The organism is Pantoea wallisii (assembly GCF_002095485.1).
GTDB lineage: Bacteria > Pseudomonadota > Gammaproteobacteria > Enterobacterales > Enterobacteriaceae > Pantoea > Pantoea wallisii.
The window spans coordinates 46,381-61,503 of record NZ_MLFS01000001.1 but is presented as its reverse complement, the minus strand read 5'-3'; the positions used below and the strand labels follow the sequence as shown (position 1 = coordinate 61,503).

13 protein-coding genes and 2 pseudogenes are annotated in these 15,123 nt (G+C 58.3%); 2 read left to right on the top strand and 13 right to left on the bottom strand.

Going from position 1 to position 15,123, the window contains the following annotated elements; translation table 11 throughout:
* Window positions 1–43: 43 nt before the first annotated feature.
* From gntU to gntR, 3 genes are all read right to left on the bottom strand, one after another.
* Complete coding sequence (gene gntU / locus HA48_RS00255) at window positions 44–1,384, bottom strand: gluconate transporter (RefSeq protein WP_128599247.1); 1,341 nt, start codon at window positions 1,382–1,384, stop codon at window positions 44–46.
* A 2-nt stretch (window positions 1,385–1,386) separates the two neighbouring features.
* Window positions 1,387–1,923: a gluconokinase gene (gene gntK, locus HA48_RS00250; protein ID WP_128599246.1), complete on the bottom strand. Its 537-nt coding sequence runs from the start codon at window positions 1,921–1,923 to the stop codon at window positions 1,387–1,389.
* Between the two features lie 141 nt (window positions 1,924–2,064).
* Entirely contained in the window at window positions 2,065–3,060 is a 996-nt protein-coding gene (gene gntR, locus HA48_RS00245) for a gluconate operon transcriptional repressor GntR (protein WP_128599245.1), read from the bottom strand.
* A 342-nt stretch (window positions 3,061–3,402) separates the two neighbouring features.
* On the opposite strand from gntR, the gene HA48_RS00240 reads away from it, so the two are divergent.
* Entirely contained in the window at window positions 3,403–3,897 is a 495-nt protein-coding gene (locus HA48_RS00240) for a GNAT family N-acetyltransferase (protein WP_128599244.1), read from the top strand.
* An 85-nt stretch (window positions 3,898–3,982) separates the two neighbouring features.
* Here HA48_RS00240 and ggt read toward each other — a convergent pair whose 3' ends face one another.
* Window positions 3,983–5,734, bottom strand: coding sequence for a gamma-glutamyltransferase (gene ggt / locus HA48_RS00235; RefSeq protein WP_128599243.1), 1,752 nt, complete (start codon window positions 5,732–5,734; stop codon window positions 3,983–3,985).
* Between the two features lie 201 nt (window positions 5,735–5,935).
* On the opposite strand from ggt, the gene HA48_RS00230 reads away from it, so the two are divergent.
* The gene (locus HA48_RS00230; protein WP_128599242.1) at window positions 5,936–6,223 is read left to right on the top strand and encodes a DUF2756 domain-containing protein; all 288 of its coding nucleotides are present in this window, start codon (window positions 5,936–5,938) and stop codon (window positions 6,221–6,223) included.
* Here HA48_RS00230 and ugpQ read toward each other — a convergent pair.
* The 9 genes and pseudogenes from ugpQ to livH form a co-directional block, all read right to left on the bottom strand.
* Window positions 6,220–6,962 (bottom strand): annotated as a pseudogene (gene ugpQ, locus HA48_RS00225) (glycerophosphodiester phosphodiesterase). The gene HA48_RS00230 and the pseudogene ugpQ sit on opposite strands and share 4 nt — an antisense overlap.
* A pseudogene (gene ugpC, locus HA48_RS00220) lies at window positions 6,959–7,929 on the bottom strand (sn-glycerol-3-phosphate ABC transporter ATP-binding protein UgpC). The pseudogenes ugpQ and ugpC overlap by 4 nt, the downstream one beginning before the upstream one ends.
* A 102-nt stretch (window positions 7,930–8,031) precedes the next feature.
* Window positions 8,032–8,874 carry a sn-glycerol-3-phosphate ABC transporter permease UgpE gene (ugpE, locus tag HA48_RS00215; RefSeq protein ID WP_128599241.1) on the bottom strand — a complete coding sequence of 281 codons (843 nt, stop codon included), beginning with the start codon at window positions 8,872–8,874 and terminating at the stop codon, window positions 8,032–8,034.
* Window positions 8,871–9,761, bottom strand: coding sequence for a sn-glycerol-3-phosphate ABC transporter permease UgpA (gene ugpA / locus HA48_RS00210; protein WP_128599240.1), 891 nt, complete (start codon window positions 9,759–9,761; stop codon window positions 8,871–8,873). Before ugpA ends, ugpE begins: the two co-directional genes overlap by 4 nt.
* 60 nt (window positions 9,762–9,821) lie before the next feature.
* A complete protein-coding gene (gene ugpB / locus HA48_RS00205) occupies window positions 9,822–11,138 on the bottom strand; it encodes a sn-glycerol-3-phosphate ABC transporter substrate-binding protein UgpB (RefSeq protein ID WP_128599239.1) in 1,317 nt (438 codons plus the stop codon).
* Between the two features lie 242 nt (window positions 11,139–11,380).
* Window positions 11,381–12,094, bottom strand: coding sequence for a high-affinity branched-chain amino acid ABC transporter ATP-binding protein LivF (livF, locus tag HA48_RS00200; protein ID WP_128599238.1), 714 nt, complete (start codon window positions 12,092–12,094; stop codon window positions 11,381–11,383).
* A 1-nt stretch (window position 12,095) separates the two neighbouring features.
* On the bottom strand, window positions 12,096–12,863 hold the full coding sequence (livG, locus tag HA48_RS00195; RefSeq protein ID WP_128599237.1) for a high-affinity branched-chain amino acid ABC transporter ATP-binding protein LivG: 768 nt from the start codon (window positions 12,861–12,863) through the stop codon (window positions 12,096–12,098).
* A complete protein-coding gene (locus tag HA48_RS00190; protein WP_128599236.1) occupies window positions 12,860–14,131 on the bottom strand; it encodes a high-affinity branched-chain amino acid ABC transporter permease LivM in 1,272 nt (423 codons plus the stop codon). Before HA48_RS00190 ends, livG begins: the two co-directional genes overlap by 4 nt.
* Window positions 14,128–15,054, bottom strand: a complete 927-nt coding sequence (gene livH / locus HA48_RS00185) for a high-affinity branched-chain amino acid ABC transporter permease LivH (protein WP_010615899.1) — start codon at window positions 15,052–15,054, stop codon at window positions 14,128–14,130. Before livH ends, HA48_RS00190 begins: the two co-directional genes overlap by 4 nt.
* Between the last annotated feature and the right edge of the window lie 69 nt (window positions 15,055–15,123).

Below are 15,123 nucleotides of genomic sequence, written 5' to 3'. Positions count from 1 at the left end.
TGCACGATTGTTGTAGGGTGCGCATTTCTGCGCACCCGGTCATTCACGACAACAAACTAAACGCAATCATCCCGACAATCGCGCCGGTGGTGCCCAGAATGGTCTCCATCAGCGTCCAGGTCTTCAGCGTCTCGCCTTCGGTGGCGCCGGTAAACCGGCCGAACAGCCAGAAACCGGCATCGTTAACGTGACTGATAATGATCGAGCCGCCGCCAATGCAGATCGACAGCGCCGCCAGCTGCGCGCCGCTGTAGTGCAGCGGTTCAATCACCGGCATGACCAGACCAACCGTAGTTAAACAGGCCACCGTGGCCGACCCCTGAATTACACGGATGGCGCCGGCAAGAATAAAGCAGGCCAGCGCAATCGGCATGCCCGCACCGGTCAGCGCATGGCCCAGTACCGGGCCCACGCCGGAATCCACCAGCACCTGCTTAAAGACACCGCCCGCGCCAATCACCAGCAGAATAATGCCCGCCGGCTGCAGCGCGCTGCCGCAAACCTGCATCACCTTCTCTTTATCCATCCCCTGGCGATACGCCAGGCCATAAATCGCTACCAGCAGCGCCAGCAGAATGGCGGTGAAAGGGTGGCCGATAAACTCCAGCCACTCATACAGCTGCGTATCCGGCGTGGTAAAACGTGCACCGATGGTTTTCAGGCCAACCAGCAGCAGCGGAAACAGAATCAAAGACAGGCTAAAACCGAACGACGGCAGTTTTCCCTCTTCGATCGCCGGCTGATGATCTTCCGGCGGCGCGCTGAAGCGCACGTGACGCGCAATAATATTGCCAAACAGCGGGCCGGCAATCAGCATGCCCGGAATAGCGGCGCACAGACCCAGCAGAATCATCCAGCCAAAATCCGCGTGCATCTGCGCGGCCAGCAGCATAGGCGCCGGGCCCGGCAGCAGAAACGCGGCCGCAGCGGCTACACCGGCAAACAGCGGAATCACCAGTTTGACCAGGTTATCGTGGGTACGGCGCGCCACGGCAAAGGCGATGCTGATCAGCAGTACCACCGCCACCTCAAAAAACAGCGGCAGCGCACAGATCAGCCCGGCAATGCCCATCGCATAGTGCGCCCGGCTTTCACCAAAGGTCTTCAGCATGCGGATCGCAATCTGATCAACTGCACCGGTCTCATGCAGGATCTTGCCAAACATCGCGCCCAGCGCCACCACAATGGCCAGGAAACCCAGGGTGCCGCCCATGCCTTTTTCCATGGTTTCGGCGATCTTATCCAGCGGCATGCCGGAGAACAGACCGGCCCCTATTGAGACCAACATCAGGGCAACAAAAGCGTGCATACGGGCTTTCATCACCAAAAACAGCAGCAGCAGGACAGAGCCTGCTGCGGTTAACACCAGCGTAGCGGTACTCATGACTAACCCTTGTTGATGGCATCCTCGATGGTCGCAACCGTGGCTGCAACAACCTCATCCAGTGAGTGATTGATATCCACCACCAGCACATCGGGCTCATCCGTACCCGGCTCCTGCAGGGTTTCAAACTGGGTGACCAGCATCTGCGGTTTGAAGAAGTGACCTTTACGCGCTTTCAGACGTGATTCGATGGTCTCGAAGTCGCCTTTCAGATAGATAAATTTCAGGTTCTGATTGCCATTACGCAGCATGTCACGATAGGACTTTTTCAGCGCCGAGCAGACGATAATAGAGATTGCCTGCGTACGCTGCATGGCGAAAGCCGCATCATTCAACGCCTGTAACCACGGCTGGCGATCCTGATCATCCAGCGGATGCCCTTCGGCCATTTTCGTGATGTTGCTGCGCGGATGCAGGAAATCGCCATCAAGGAAGGCGGTACTTAGCTGGTGTGAAACCTGGTTGGCGACGGCAGATTTACCACTGCCGGAAACGCCCATCAGGATAAAGACGTGGTGCGAAGGAGATGGCGTTGTCATTGTTTTTGCGCTCCGGCAGCTTCTCTGCCAATGTTACCGATAACAAATTCAGCAGCCATTGTCTGAGCGCGCTCAAACGCTGGCAACCCTTGTTAGCCGGAAAAGCACGAAAGTGTGAACTGACTCAAATATTCGCCAAAATCAGATGCTGCCACCTTCGGCAATTTCAAAACCCACATCCAGCGGCTGCGTCACGCTGCGATCGCCGCCAATGCGCGCCAGCAGCATAGCTGCTGATTCACGCCCCATGCGTTCGCGCGGCGTCAGCACCGTTGCCAGGCGCGGCGTGACCACCTGGGTGATGTCGTGACCGTGAAAACCGGCGATGGCCATCTGTTCCGGCACCTTCAGCCCCTGACGCTGGCACTCAAACATTGCGCCGACCGCCAGGTCATCATTGGTACAGAACAGGCTATCTGTTTGCGGATGACGCTTTTGCGCCTCACGCAGCAGTTGCGCACCGGCGCTAAAGGAGGAAGCATCCTCCATCATGACGCTGTGCGGCGTTAATCCCGCTTCACGCATCGCCTGCTCATAGCCCTGCTGTTTTTGCAGCGTACGCTCATCCAGCCGCGCACCGAGGTAAACAGTATGGCGATGGCCCTTTTTCAGGATAGCATGCGTCATCTGGCGTGCGGCCTCGACGTTATCGAAACCCACCGCCATATCCAGGCACGGCGTCACTGAATCCATCATCTCAATCACCGGAATGCCCGCCACCTCCAGCATGCGCAGCGTACCGGGCGTATGGGTACGTTCCGTCAGGATGACGCCATCAATATTCCAGCCGAGCAGCGAGCGCAGCTGTAACTCCTCTTTTTGCGGGTTATAGCCGAAGTGCGCCACCAGCGTCTGATAGCCAGCTTCGTCGGTTACGGTCTCAATACCGCGCAGCACATCAGCGAATACCTGGTTGGTGAGCGAGGGTAGCAGCACGCCGATGGCGCGGCTGGTGGCATTGGAGAGCATATCGGGCGCGCGATTAGGTATGTAACCCAGCTCATCCAGCGCCACGGCGATCTTATCGCGCAGCGCGACAGAGACCTGATCGGGATTACGCAGGTAGCGGCTGACGGTCATTTTTGTGATGCCGACGCGATCGGCAACGTCCTGTAGTACCGGTCTTTTCTTCTTCATCGTATGCGCCTGAAATCGGAGATACGCTGAGTCTATCATTTTTTTGTCATGTTCAGGTTTCAGGGCCGCCGGAAGGGAGTCTGGCAGAGCGCGTCCTGCCGTGCTGCGGGAATCACAGACAAAAAAAAAGCCAGCACCCGTGCTGGCTAAGAAATACTGGAAGCAATGTGAGCAATGTCGTGCTTACCCGTTTAGTCAGGAGACGTCCCGAGCTCGCATAGCAATAATAATCATTATCATTCTCGTTTGTAAACCTGTTTCGTGATCTATTTTTCATTGACGCATTGGGAGAATTCCTTGATGTTAAAAGGGATTTTATCCTCTCAGCACAAGGAGTCGCTCATGAGTCAGATCGTCATTCGCCACGCTACGCCCGCCGATGCGGCCGCGCTAACCCATGTGTATAGCCAGGAAGAGACCCAGGCGGGGACACTGCATCTGCCGTACCAGTCGCCTGCGCTCTGGCAGGAGCGGCTCAATAACATGCGGCCAGGCATGGTTATGCTGGTGGCGTGCATTGACGATCGGGTTGCCGGGCAGCTAACGCTGGAGGTGCAAAGCACAGCGCGGCGCCGTCATGCGGCAACGATCGGCATGGGCGTTGATCCTGCCTTCCACCGGCGCGGCGCAGGCAAAGCGCTCATGGCGGCAATGGTGGACCTGTGCGACAACTGGCTGCAGGTCACGCGCGTTGAGCTCACGGTATTTACCGATAATGAAAAGGCGATTGGCCTGTATCGGCAGTTTGGTTTTGAGATTGAAGGGACCGCAAAGCGTTTCGCCGTGCGTAATGGTGAGCGGATTGATGCGCACTACATGGCGCGCGTGAAAGGTTAGCAGCGTGCGCGATTTTGGCGGCCCTGTAGGCCACCACTACGATTAAACAGATGCAGGCTCTGGCGGCCCACAGGCCGCCATCACATCAATATCCTGCGCTTAGATCATCCACCGAGCGTGGATCGGATGCACCGTAACGCATGCCATCCGGGCCGATCATAATGCTCTGCGTGCTGCCCATCGCCGGCAGCACTTTCACATGCTGACCTTTCGCCTCCAGCAGACGCAGCGTATCCGGGCTGAACCCCTTCTCAACGCGCAGCTGATCCGGCAGCCACTGATGGTGGAAACGTGGTGCATTGGTGGCTTCCGCCACGTTCATGCCAAAATCGATGCTGTTCACCACCATCTGCAGCACGGTAGTGATAATGCGGCTGCCGCCCGGACTGCCGGTCACCAGCCAGGTTTTGCCGTCTTTCGCCACAATCGTCGGTGACATAGAGGAGAGCGGGCGCTTGGCTGGCTGCACCGCATTGGCCTCACCACCGACCAGACCGTACACATTCGGTGTGCCCGGCTTGGCAGAGAAGTCATCCATCTCATTATTCATCAGAATGCCGCTGTTACCGGCCACGATACCGCTGCCAAAATAGGTATTCAGCGTATAGGTGACGGCGACCGCATTGCCCTCTTTATCCACCACCGAGAAGTGCGTGGTCTGATTGCTCTCATAGGGTTCAAGTTTGCCTGGCTTGATCTCCGCCGACGGACGCGCTTTATTGACGTCAATCTGCTGTGCCAGCGTCTTCGCATAGGCTTTGCTGGTCAGCGCCTGCTGTGGCACCTTCACGAAATCCGGGTCACCCAGATACTCCGAGCGGTCGGCATAGGCATATTTCTCCGCCTCGGCCATCACCTGGATCGCATCGGCACTGCCGAAGCCCCACTTCGCCAGATCAAAGTTTTCCAGGATATTGAGGATCTGCACGATGTGAATACCGCCCGATGACGGCGGCGGCATAGAGAACACCTCATAGCCGCGATAAGTGCCGCTGACCGGCTTGCGCTCCACCGCACGATAGGCGGCCAGATCCGGCTTGCCAATCAGCCCGCCGTGCTGCGCCATCTCGCCGGCAATCTCATCGGCAATGGTGCCTTTATAAAACGCATCCGGCCCCTGCTGCGCAATCAGCTGCAGACTGTGCGCAAGATTTTTCTGCACCAGACGATCGCCCTTCTGGTAAGGCTGCCCGTCGGCTTTGTAGAAAATCGCGCGGCTATTGGCGTGATTAATAATGTTCTCTTTACCATACGTGGCGAGATCGTCAGCCAGCGCATCGTTCACGATAATGCCCTCGCGCGCCAGTTTGATGGCCGGCGCCAGCAGCGTACTGAGCGGGAGCGTGCCGTACTTCTGCGCCGCCAGCGCAAAGCCCGCCACCGTGCCCGGCGTACCGGAGGCCAGATGAGAAGTGAGTGATAACTTACTGTCCGCATTGCCCTGCTTGTCGAGGAACATATCGCGTGAGGCGCGCGCCGGTGCCATCTCGCGGAAGTCGATTGCCGTCGCGCGGCCTGATGCCGTGCGCAGTAGCATAAAGCCCCCGCCGCCGAGGTTACCGGCCTGCGGATGCGTCACCGCCAGCGCAAAACCGACCGCAATGGCTGCATCGACAGCGTTACCGCCCTGTTTGAGGATATCGACACCCACCTGCGTGGCCATCGCATCCACCGAAGCCACCATGCCGTGCTGCGCTTTCACCGGGTGAAAGGTGTCGCTGTCCACGCCGTACGATACCGGCGGCGCACTGGCGGGTGCCGCCTGCGCGCCCTGCACCACGGTAAAACTCATCAACAGCGCCCAGCCAAGCTGACGCATGCCGCTCTGTATCCTCATCCTGTCCCCACCCTTTCAGTTGTTTACATTTGTTATTGATTGATGCAAGTGTTTGCAAACGCACAAAAAAGATAGCAGTTAAGCCAAATTAGGTGCACTCCTGGTTATGCAGTTTGTGATATCGCATAGACTTATGATTGCGGCGAGTGCTGCCCGTTGGCAGCCCCCTCACACAGCAAGCCGCCTTGATGGAGGATTACCATGAAAAAATGGCTCATCGTGATTGCCGCCCTGCTGCCGTTAAGCAGCATGGCGAATATGCTGAACAACACTAATCAACCTAACCAGCCGGGTTACAACCCGAGCCAGCAGCGCATGCAGTCGCAGATGCGTACGCAGCAGCAACAGCAGCAGCAAAAACTGCGTCAGGATCAGCAGCAGCAGAATCAGGAGTTGCAGCGTAAACTGCAGGAGCGGCGCGACAGTGCCCGGGAGCGCGTGATTCAGTCGCAGCCGGGCCAGCAGAACGGTTCTCAGAGCGGGAATTAACGGAAGTCGGGGCCGATGATATCGATGCGATCGGTACAGATGGCGTCAACGCCCCAGCTCAGCAGCTCGCGCGCCCGCGCGGGCTGGTTCACGGTATAAACCAGAATACGTAACCCGGCCGCCTTAAGTTGCGCGGTACGGTGCGCATCCAGCAGACGATAGTTAAGGTGAATGGAGACGCACGCCAGCGCCGAAGTCAGCGCCTGCCAGTCATCGTGCCACTCATCCAGCAGTAAACCGCGCGGCAGCTCCGTGCCGCCTGCATGGCCGCTTCCAGCGCCTCGCAGGAGAACGACGACAGCAGCGGCGCCGTCTGTCCCTGCCACAGTTCACGCGCGGCCAGCGCCACGTCGCGTCCGGTTTCCACCGCTTTGCCGGTGGTGGGTTTGATCTCAATATTGGCCATCAGCTGATGCTGACGGCAGCGTGCGGCGACATCACTCAGCAGCGCCAGCGGCTCGCCGTTGAACTCACGACTGAACCAGCTGCCGGCATCCAGCTGTGCCAGCTTCTCCCAGGGTAACTCACCCGCCACGCCCCAGCCATTACTGGTGCGATCCAGCGTGTCATCGTGCAGCAGGAAAATCTGCCGATCCTGCGAGAGTTTGGCATCAAACTCGATCATCGTGTGACCATACTCTGCACCAACATCGATTGCTGCGAGGGTGTTTTCCGGGGCCAGTTTGCCGCCGCCGCGATGCGCGACAATGTGCGGATACGGCCAGTTATATTGACTCATTCCAGACGCTTTCCATGGGTAGAATCGAAGAAGTGTAACGCATCTGGCGGCAGTTGCAGCCATAAGCTGCTGCCCGCCTGCGGACGTTCGCTGTGCGGTAAACGCACCACCAGCCGCGCGTTGCCAATATGGCCGTGAGCAAGGTTATCCGCCCCCAGAATTTCCAGCGTATCCACCACCAGCGGAATACCGCCGGCCGCACGACTGCTGATCTGAATATGCTCCGGACGGATGCCCAGCGTCAGCGGGCGGTTCGCCCATTTGGCTTTGCTCTCACCCAGTGGCAGGCTGTTAAGCGCGTCCAGCGTAAAGCGCGTGCCGTCACTGTTGATCTGCCCCGACAGCAGGTTCATCGCCGGTGCACCGATAAACGAAGCAACAAACTGGCTGGCCGGACGCTCGTATACCTCAACCGGCGTGCCCACCTGCTCAACCACGCCTTTGTTCATCACCATCACGCGCTGCGCCAGCGTCATCGCTTCAACCTGATCGTGCGTGACATACAGGCTGGTGGTTTGCAGACGACGGTGCAGCTGCTGCAGCTCCAGGCGCATCTGTACGCGCAGGCGCGCATCCAGGTTCGACAAGGGCTCATCAAACAGGAACACGGCGGGCTCCCGTACGATGGCGCGCCCCATTGCCACACGCTGACGCTGGCCGCCAGAGAGCTCACGCGGGCGACGATGCAGCAGGTGATCCAGCTCCAGACTGCGCGCCGCTTCCATCACGCGCTGCTCGATCTGCTGTTTGCCCATGCCGCGAATTTTCAGGCCATAGGCCATGTTTTCACCCACGGTCATATGCGGATAGAGCGCGTAGTTCTGGAACACCATGCGATGCCGCGATCTTTGGGCTCCATGTCGGTTACGCGCTGGTCGTCGATATAGATATCGCCCGAGGAGACGCGCTCCAGCCCGGCCACCATGCGCAGCAGCGTTGATTTACCGCAGCCGGAAGGCCCCACCATCACCATAAATTCGCCGTCGTTAATGGTGATATTCAGCGGCTGGATGATCTGATTTTTGCCGTCGTACGATTTGGTGACGGTCTGTAAGGTTACGCCTGCCATCTATTTCTCACTCTCCACCAGGCCGCGTACAAAGGCACGCTGCATCACAAGCACCACCACAACCGGTGGAATCAGGGTTAATAACATTGCCGCCATCACTTCGTTCCACTGCGTGGGCCCGCCGCTGGTGTTGATCATGCTTTTTACCCCGGCGACTGCCGTACTCAGCGTGGCGTCGTTGATGATCAGCAGCGGCCACAGATACTGGTTCCAGCCGTAGATAAAGGTGATAACAAACAGGGCCGCAAGGTTGGTTTTTGACAGCGGCAACACGATATCCCAAAAAAAGCGCATCGGGCTGGCGCCATCAATGCGGGCCGCTTCGATCAGCTCATCCGGCAGCGACATAAAGAACTGGCGGAACAGGAATGTCGCGGTGGCGGACGCCATCAGCGGCAGGGTTAATCCGCTGTAGCTGTCAAGCATGTGTAGCGTTGAGATCACCTCAACCGTCGGGAAGATACGCACCTCTACCGGCAGCATCAGGGTGATAAATATCAGCCAGAAGAACAGCGTGCGCAGCGGAAAGCGGAACCACACCAGCGCGAACGCCGAGAGCATGGAGACCGCAATTTTGCCGATAGTAATACCCAGCGCCATGATCAGGCTGTTGAGCATCATCATGCCAAAGGCGGCGCTGCCGTTGACGCCCTGTGTCCAGATGCGGGAGACGTTCTCCCACAGGTGACTGCCCGGCACCAGCGTCATCGGCACCTGATAGACCGCGTCGTTATCCAGCGTGGCCGCGACAAACGCCACATACAGCGGGAACAGAATAGTCAGCACGCCCAGCGCCAACAGGGTATGGCTGAAGATATCCAGCCCGCGTCGATTCTCAATCATTGGTATTGCACCTTACGCTCGACAAAGCGGAACTGCAGAATAGTCAGGCCAATCACCAGCAGCATCAGCACGACCGACTGCGCGGCAGAGGAGGAGAGATCCAGCCCGGTAAAGCCTTCGCGATAGATTTTATAGATTAACGTCGTGGTCGCCTGCACCGGACCGCCGCCGGTGGCCGCATCGATCACCGGGAAGGTATCAAAGAAGGCGTACACCAGATTGACTACCAGCAGGAAGAAGCTCACCGGCGTAATCAGCGGCAGTGACAGATTAAAGAAGCGGCGTACCGGCCCGGCGCCGTCAATCGCCGCCGCTTCCACCAGTGATTTAGGGATGGATTGCAGTGCAGCAAAGAAGAACAGGAAGTTGTAACTCATCTGCTGCCAGATGGACGCCAGCACGATCAGAAACATCGCCTGACCGCTGTTTTGCGCGTAGTTCCAGTTATAGCCCATCTGGTTCAGCAGGTGGCTGAACAGGCCAAGACCGGGGTTAAACAGGAACATCCACAGCACCGCGGCCACCACTGGCGCGACCGCATACGGCAGCAGCAGCAGCGTTTGATAGAGCTTCTTCAGGCGGATAACGTAATCCACCAGCGCCGCCAGCAGCAGTGAAAAGGTCATGCCGCACACCGTGACCAGGGCGCTGAACACAAGAGTGGTCCAGAACGATGCCAGATAGTAGTCGTCGCTGAACAGACGTTTAAAGTTCTCCAGACCGACAAAGGTGCTGGAGATACCAAAGGGGTCAATGCTCTGCAGCGAATACCACAGCGCTTCTGCGGCTGGCCACAGGAAAAAGATCGCCGTGATGATCAGCTGCGGCGCCACCAGCAGATAGGGCAAAAAGCGGGAGCGGAAAACCGGTCGTGATGATGAGGACATAGCAGACTCGCCAGAAAAGAGTCGGGACGGACGCCGCGCGCCCATCCCGGAACAACGGAATTACTTCACCTGCTGCTCAAAGCGACGCAGCAGTTCATTACCGCGTTTAACGGCGTTATCCAGCGCAGCCTGAGGCGCCTGTTTGCCGGTCCATACGCCCTCCAGCTCTTCGTCTACGATGGTACGAATCTGCGGCATGTTGCCGAGGCGCATCCCTTTGGTGAACGGCAGCGGATCTTTGTTCAGCATCTGGCGCGTAGCGATATCCGCGCCCGGGTTCTTATCATAGAAGCCCTGCTGTTTGGTCAGCTCATAAGCGGCGGTAGTGATCGGCAGGTAGCCGGTTTTCTGGTGCCACTCCGCAGCGATTTCCGGCTGGGCGAGGAACTTCATAAACTCCGCTGCGCCTTTGTAGGTGCTGGCATCTTTGCCTTTCATCACCCACAGGCTGGCACCGCCGATAATGGCGTTCTGCGGCGCGTTGGGTACGGTTTCATCGTACGGCATCATGCCTACGCCGAAGTTGAACTTCGCGTAGTGCTTGATATCCGCCAGTGAGCCGGAAGAGGCAGTGGTAATGCCGCAGTCACCGTTGTAGAACTTCGCGGTCGACTCATCTTTACGGCCGAAGTAGGTGAAATCGCCCTTCTTGTTCATCTCTTCCAGCATCTGGATATGGCGCACCTGCACCGGCTTATTAAATTCCAGCACCGCATCGGTGCCATCAAAGCCGTTGTTTTTAGTGGCCACCGGCAGTGCATGCCAGGCGCTGAAGTTCTCAATCTGAATCCAGCCCTGCCAGCCGCTGGCGTAACCACAGGTCAGGCCCGCTTTACGTAGCGCTTCGGCGTCTTTTGCCAGCGCCTGCCAGGTTTTCGGCGGCTCATCCGGGTTCAGGCCCGCTTTTTTAAAGGCGTCTTTGTTGTAGTAGAGCACTGGCGTGGAGCTGTTGAAGGGCTGGGAGATCAGCTGGCCGTTGCTGTCGCTGTAGTAGCCCGCCACGGCCGGCACAAACTGTTTCGGGTCCATCTGCACGCCCGCGTCTTTAAAGACCTCATGCACAGGAACAATGGCTTTCGAGGCCATCATGGTGGCCGTGCCCACTTCGTACACCTGCAGAATCGCCGGCGCTTTGCCGCTCCGCACCGCGGCAATCCCTGCGGCCAGGCTCTGCTCGTAGTTGCCTTTATAAGTCGGAACGATTTTGTAATCCGGATGCGCCTGGTTGAAGCGCTGTGCCAGAGAGTCGACCTCTTTGCCTAACTCACCTTCCATGGAGTGCCAGAAAGGGATCTCAGTAGCAGCCAGCGCATTACCGCTGAGCGCCAGACCGAGCAAGAGACTTATCAGGCGGGGACGAAGCGTAAAAGCGGACATAAAGTTTTCCTGTGCTGTTAGACGCGCGCGAAATCACGCATATTTTGTTCGCGAAGTAACATGACACGGGGAAATGACGGAAAAATAACAGGTTTATGACAGCATCGTGACAGGCAAGCGTAGCGGTAGTGGATTATAGGGTGGCGCGGAATGATTCGTTATTCCGCACCTGAGTTGATGGCCGTCGGCGGCGCAGTCAGATTGCGGGCACTGCCCAACCGCAATCTGACAAGTAAGCCAGGTCACGCGCCTAAGTAAGCGCTGCGTACCGCTTCGTTGGAAAGTAACGCTTCCCCGCTATCCTCCAGCACCACATGCCCGTTCTCCAGCACGTAGCCACGATCGGCCAGCTTCAATGCCTGGTTGGCGTTCTGCTCCACGAGGAAGATAGTCATGCCCTCTTTACGCAGCTGCTCGATGGTATCGAAAATCTGCTGAATAATGATCGGCGCTAGCCCCAGTGACGGCTCATCCAGCAGCAGCAGACGCGGCTGGCTCATCAGCGCACGGCCAATCGCCAGCATCTGCTGCTCACCACCGGACATGGTGCCGGCGCGCTGCAGCTTACGCTCGGCCAGCCGGGGAAACAGGTGGTAAACGCGCTCGATACGCTCCTGATACTGCTGACGCGTGGCGAAAAAGCCGCCCATTGCCAGGTTCTCTTCCACCGTCATGCGCGAAAACACGCGGCGCCCTTCCGGCACGATCGCAATCGCTTCGCGCATGATCTTTGCGGTCTGCCAGTCTGTAATGATCTTGCCATCAAAAGTGATGGTGCCGCTGGTGGCGCGCGGTTCGCCACACAGCGTGCCGAGCAGCGTGGTTTTCCCCGCGCCGTTGGCCCCAATCAGCGTGACGATCTCACCCTGATTGATATGCAGATTGATGTTGTGCAGTGCCTGAATCGGACCGTAGTGGGCGCTGACTCCCTGCAACGTTAAAATCGGGTTCGCCATCTTACGCCTCACCTAAATAAGCACGGATCACATCCGGGTTGTTACGCACCTCTTCCGGCGTGCCGTTCGCCAGCGGCGTGCCCTGGTTGACCACATAGATGCGGTCGGAGATGCCCATCACCAGCTTCATATCGTGCTCAATCAGCAGCACCGTAACTTTATGCTCGCCGCGCAGCTCCGCAATCAGCTCATCCAGCTCGTGGGTTTCACGCGGGTTGAGGCCGGCAGCGGGTTCGTCGAGCATCAGAATCTCCGGGCGCGTAACCATACAGCGCGCGATCTCCAGCCGGCGCTGCTGGCCGTAAGCGAGGTTGCCGGCCTGACGGTTGGCCAGCTCCAGCAGACCGATCCGCTCCAGCCAGGTGGCGGCACGATCCAGCGCTTCACTCTCACCGCGACGGAACGCCGGGGTTTTGAACAGGCCGGAGAATACGCCGCTTTTCAGGTGCTGATGCTGGGCTACCAGCAGATTTTCAATCACCGTCATCTCACGGAACAGGCGCACGTGCTGGAAGGTACGTACGATGCCCATGCGCGCAATTTTCTGCCCCGGCAGTCCCTGAAGCTGCTGATCGCGCAGCCGGATGCTGCCACCGGTGGGCTTGTAGAAGCCGGTCAGGCAGTTGAACACCGTGGTTTTGCCAGCCCCGTTCGGGCCGATCAGTGAGACGATCTCCTGCGGATGCAGCTCCAGCGCTACGTTGTTCACGGCCAGCAGGCCGCCGAAGCGCATCATCAGGCCCTCTACGGCTAATAAAGGCTGACTCATGCCTGCTCTCCTTGTTTCGCCTGCTTCAATTTCAGATGCGGACGCTTCATCGGCAGCAGCCCCTGCGGACGCCAGATCATCATCAGCACCATTAAACCACCCAGTACCAGCATGCTGTACTCATTCAGATCACGCATCAGCTCACGCGATACCACCAGCAGCACCGCCGCGAGGATCACCGCCAGCTGCGAGCCCATGCCGCCCAGCACCACAATCGCCAGCACAAATGCCGACTCCACAAAGGTGAAGGATTCCGGGCTGACAAACCCCTGGCGTGCGGCAAACAGCGTACCGGCGAAGCCGGCAAACACGGCGCTGATGGTAAACGCGGTGAGTTTGATGCGCGTCGGGCTCAGACCCAGCGAGCGACAGGCGATCTCATCTTCACGCAGGGCTTCCCACGCGCGTCCCAGCGGCATGCGCAGCAGACGGTTAATGACGAACAGCGTCAGCACCACCAGCAGCAGCGCCACCAGATAGAGGAAGATCACGCGATGGTTCGGGTTATACGCCAGCCCCGTGAGGTCGTGAAAGGTGGTCCAGCCGCCTTCGCTGACGCGCCGGCCAAACTCAATACCAAACAGGCTGGGTTTGGGGATCTGTGCAATGCCGTTCGGACCGCCGGTAATAGAGGTGCTGTTCAGCAGAAGAATACGCACGATCTCACCAAAACCGAGCGTCACAATCGCCAGATAGTCACCGCGCAGACGCAGCACCGGGAAACCCAGCAGCAGACCAAAGGCACCGGCGACTATCCCCGCCAGCGGCAGGCTCTCCCAGAAGCCGAAACCATAGTAGTGATTCAGCAGCGCAAAGGTGTAGGCCCCGATGGCATAGAAGCCGCCGTAGCCAAGCACCAGCAGGCCGGAGAGACCAACAACTACATTAAGGCCGAGACCGAGCATCACATAAATCAGCGTTAAGGTGGCAATATCCACGCTACCGCGTGAGACAACGAACGGCCAGGCGACGGCGGCCACGATAACCAGCAGCATCAGCAGTTTTTGCTTCGGCGTGGAGCCATCAAAGCCCGGCAGGACCAGACCTTTACCGCTGCGCTTCAGCGTATTTTGGAACAGCGGACGCAGCAGCTGGAAGACAAATACCACGGCACAGCCGATGAAAATCCAGTTCCAGCGCACCGCGCCGGCATTGGCGACCACCAGTTTGGTGCCGTCGAGATCGAGGCGCATGCCCATAAAGAAGCTGGCAAGCACCAGTAACATTACCGTGGAGACCACGGCGTTAACCAGACCGAGGCGTTTCATACTTTCTCCACCTCCGGACGGCCCAGGATGCCGGTTGGCATCACCAGCAGCACCACAATCAGCAGCGCAAACGACACTACGTCTTTGTATTCGGTAGAGAGATAGGCTGAGGTCAGCGCTTCCGCGATGCCGAGTACCAGGCCACCAATCATCGCGCCCGGAATACTACCGATGCCGCCCAGTACCGCTGCGGTGAAGGCCTTCATGCCAGCCATAAAGCCGATGAACGGGTTGATGGAGCCGTAGAACTGACCGAGCAGCACGCCCGCAACCGCCGCCATCGCCGCGCCAATCACGAAGGTGAGTGAAATCACGCGGTCGGTGTTAATCCCTAACAGGCTGGCCATCTTCAGATCTTCGGCACAGGCGCGGCAGGCACGGCCCATGCGCGAGTAACGGATAAACAGCGTCAGCGCCAGCATCGCCAGGAAGGTCACCACCCAGATAACCAGCTGCATGGTGGTGAGCGTGGCGGCAAAGCCGTTGCTCTCACCCAGCGTCCACTGGCCGGTGATCAGACTTGGCAGCGCCAGATCGCGCGAGCCCTGCGTCAGGCTGACGTAGTTTTGCAGAAAGATCGACATACCAATCGCCGAGATCAGCGCGATCAGACGCTTGGAGGATCGCACCGGCTTATACGCCACGCGCTCAATACTCCAGCCATAGGCGCTGGAGATGATCACTGCCATCACGAACCCGGCAGCGATCATTAGCCACGAGGTGTCGATGCCCATCATCATCAGGGCGGCAATCACAATAAAGGAGACATAGCTGCCGATCATATACACCTCGCCGTGGGCGAAGTTGATCATGCCGATGATGCCGTAAACCATGGTGTAACCGATGGCGATCAGCGCGTAGGTGCTCCCGAGTGTGACCCCGTTGAACATCTGCTGAATGAAATAGAGAAACTGCTCGGACATAGTGAGGACCTGATCTGGAGCGAAATAAATTCCCTCATCCACGGTGGAGGAGGGTCAGGGTCAGAGAGA

Excerpts from the sequence above, each read along its gene's own strand:
- ugpA (WP_128599240.1), bottom strand. The coding sequence starts at position 9,761 with ATGTCCTCATCATCACGACCGGTTTTCCGCTCCCGCTTTTTGCCCTAT.
- livG (WP_128599237.1), bottom strand. The coding sequence starts at position 12,863 with ATGAGTCAGCCTTTATTAGCCGTAGAGGGCCTGATGATGCGCTTCGGC.
- livF (WP_128599238.1), bottom strand. The coding sequence starts at position 12,094 with ATGGCGAACCCGATTTTAACGTTGCAGGGAGTCAGCGCCCACTACGGT.
- gntU (WP_128599247.1), bottom strand. The coding sequence starts at position 1,384 with ATGAGTACCGCTACGCTGGTGTTAACCGCAGCAGGCTCTGTCCTGCTG.
- livH (WP_010615899.1), bottom strand. The coding sequence starts at position 15,054 with ATGTCCGAGCAGTTTCTCTATTTCATTCAGCAGATGTTCAACGGGGTC.
- gntK (WP_128599246.1), bottom strand. The coding sequence starts at position 1,923 with ATGACAACGCCATCTCCTTCGCACCACGTCTTTATCCTGATGGGCGTT.
- HA48_RS00230 (WP_128599242.1), top strand. The coding sequence starts at position 5,936 with ATGAAAAAATGGCTCATCGTGATTGCCGCCCTGCTGCCGTTAAGCAGC.
- gntR (WP_128599245.1), bottom strand. The coding sequence starts at position 3,060 with ATGAAGAAGAAAAGACCGGTACTACAGGACGTTGCCGATCGCGTCGGC.
- ugpE (WP_128599241.1), bottom strand. The coding sequence starts at position 8,874 with ATGATTGAGAATCGACGCGGGCTGGATATCTTCAGCCATACCCTGTTG.
- ggt (WP_128599243.1), bottom strand. The coding sequence starts at position 5,734 with ATGAGGATACAGAGCGGCATGCGTCAGCTTGGCTGGGCGCTGTTGATG.
- HA48_RS00190 (WP_128599236.1), bottom strand. The coding sequence starts at position 14,131 with ATGAAACGCCTCGGTCTGGTTAACGCCGTGGTCTCCACGGTAATGTTA.
- HA48_RS00240 (WP_128599244.1), top strand. The coding sequence starts at position 3,403 with ATGAGTCAGATCGTCATTCGCCACGCTACGCCCGCCGATGCGGCCGCG.
- ugpB (WP_128599239.1), bottom strand. The coding sequence starts at position 11,138 with ATGTCCGCTTTTACGCTTCGTCCCCGCCTGATAAGTCTCTTGCTCGGT.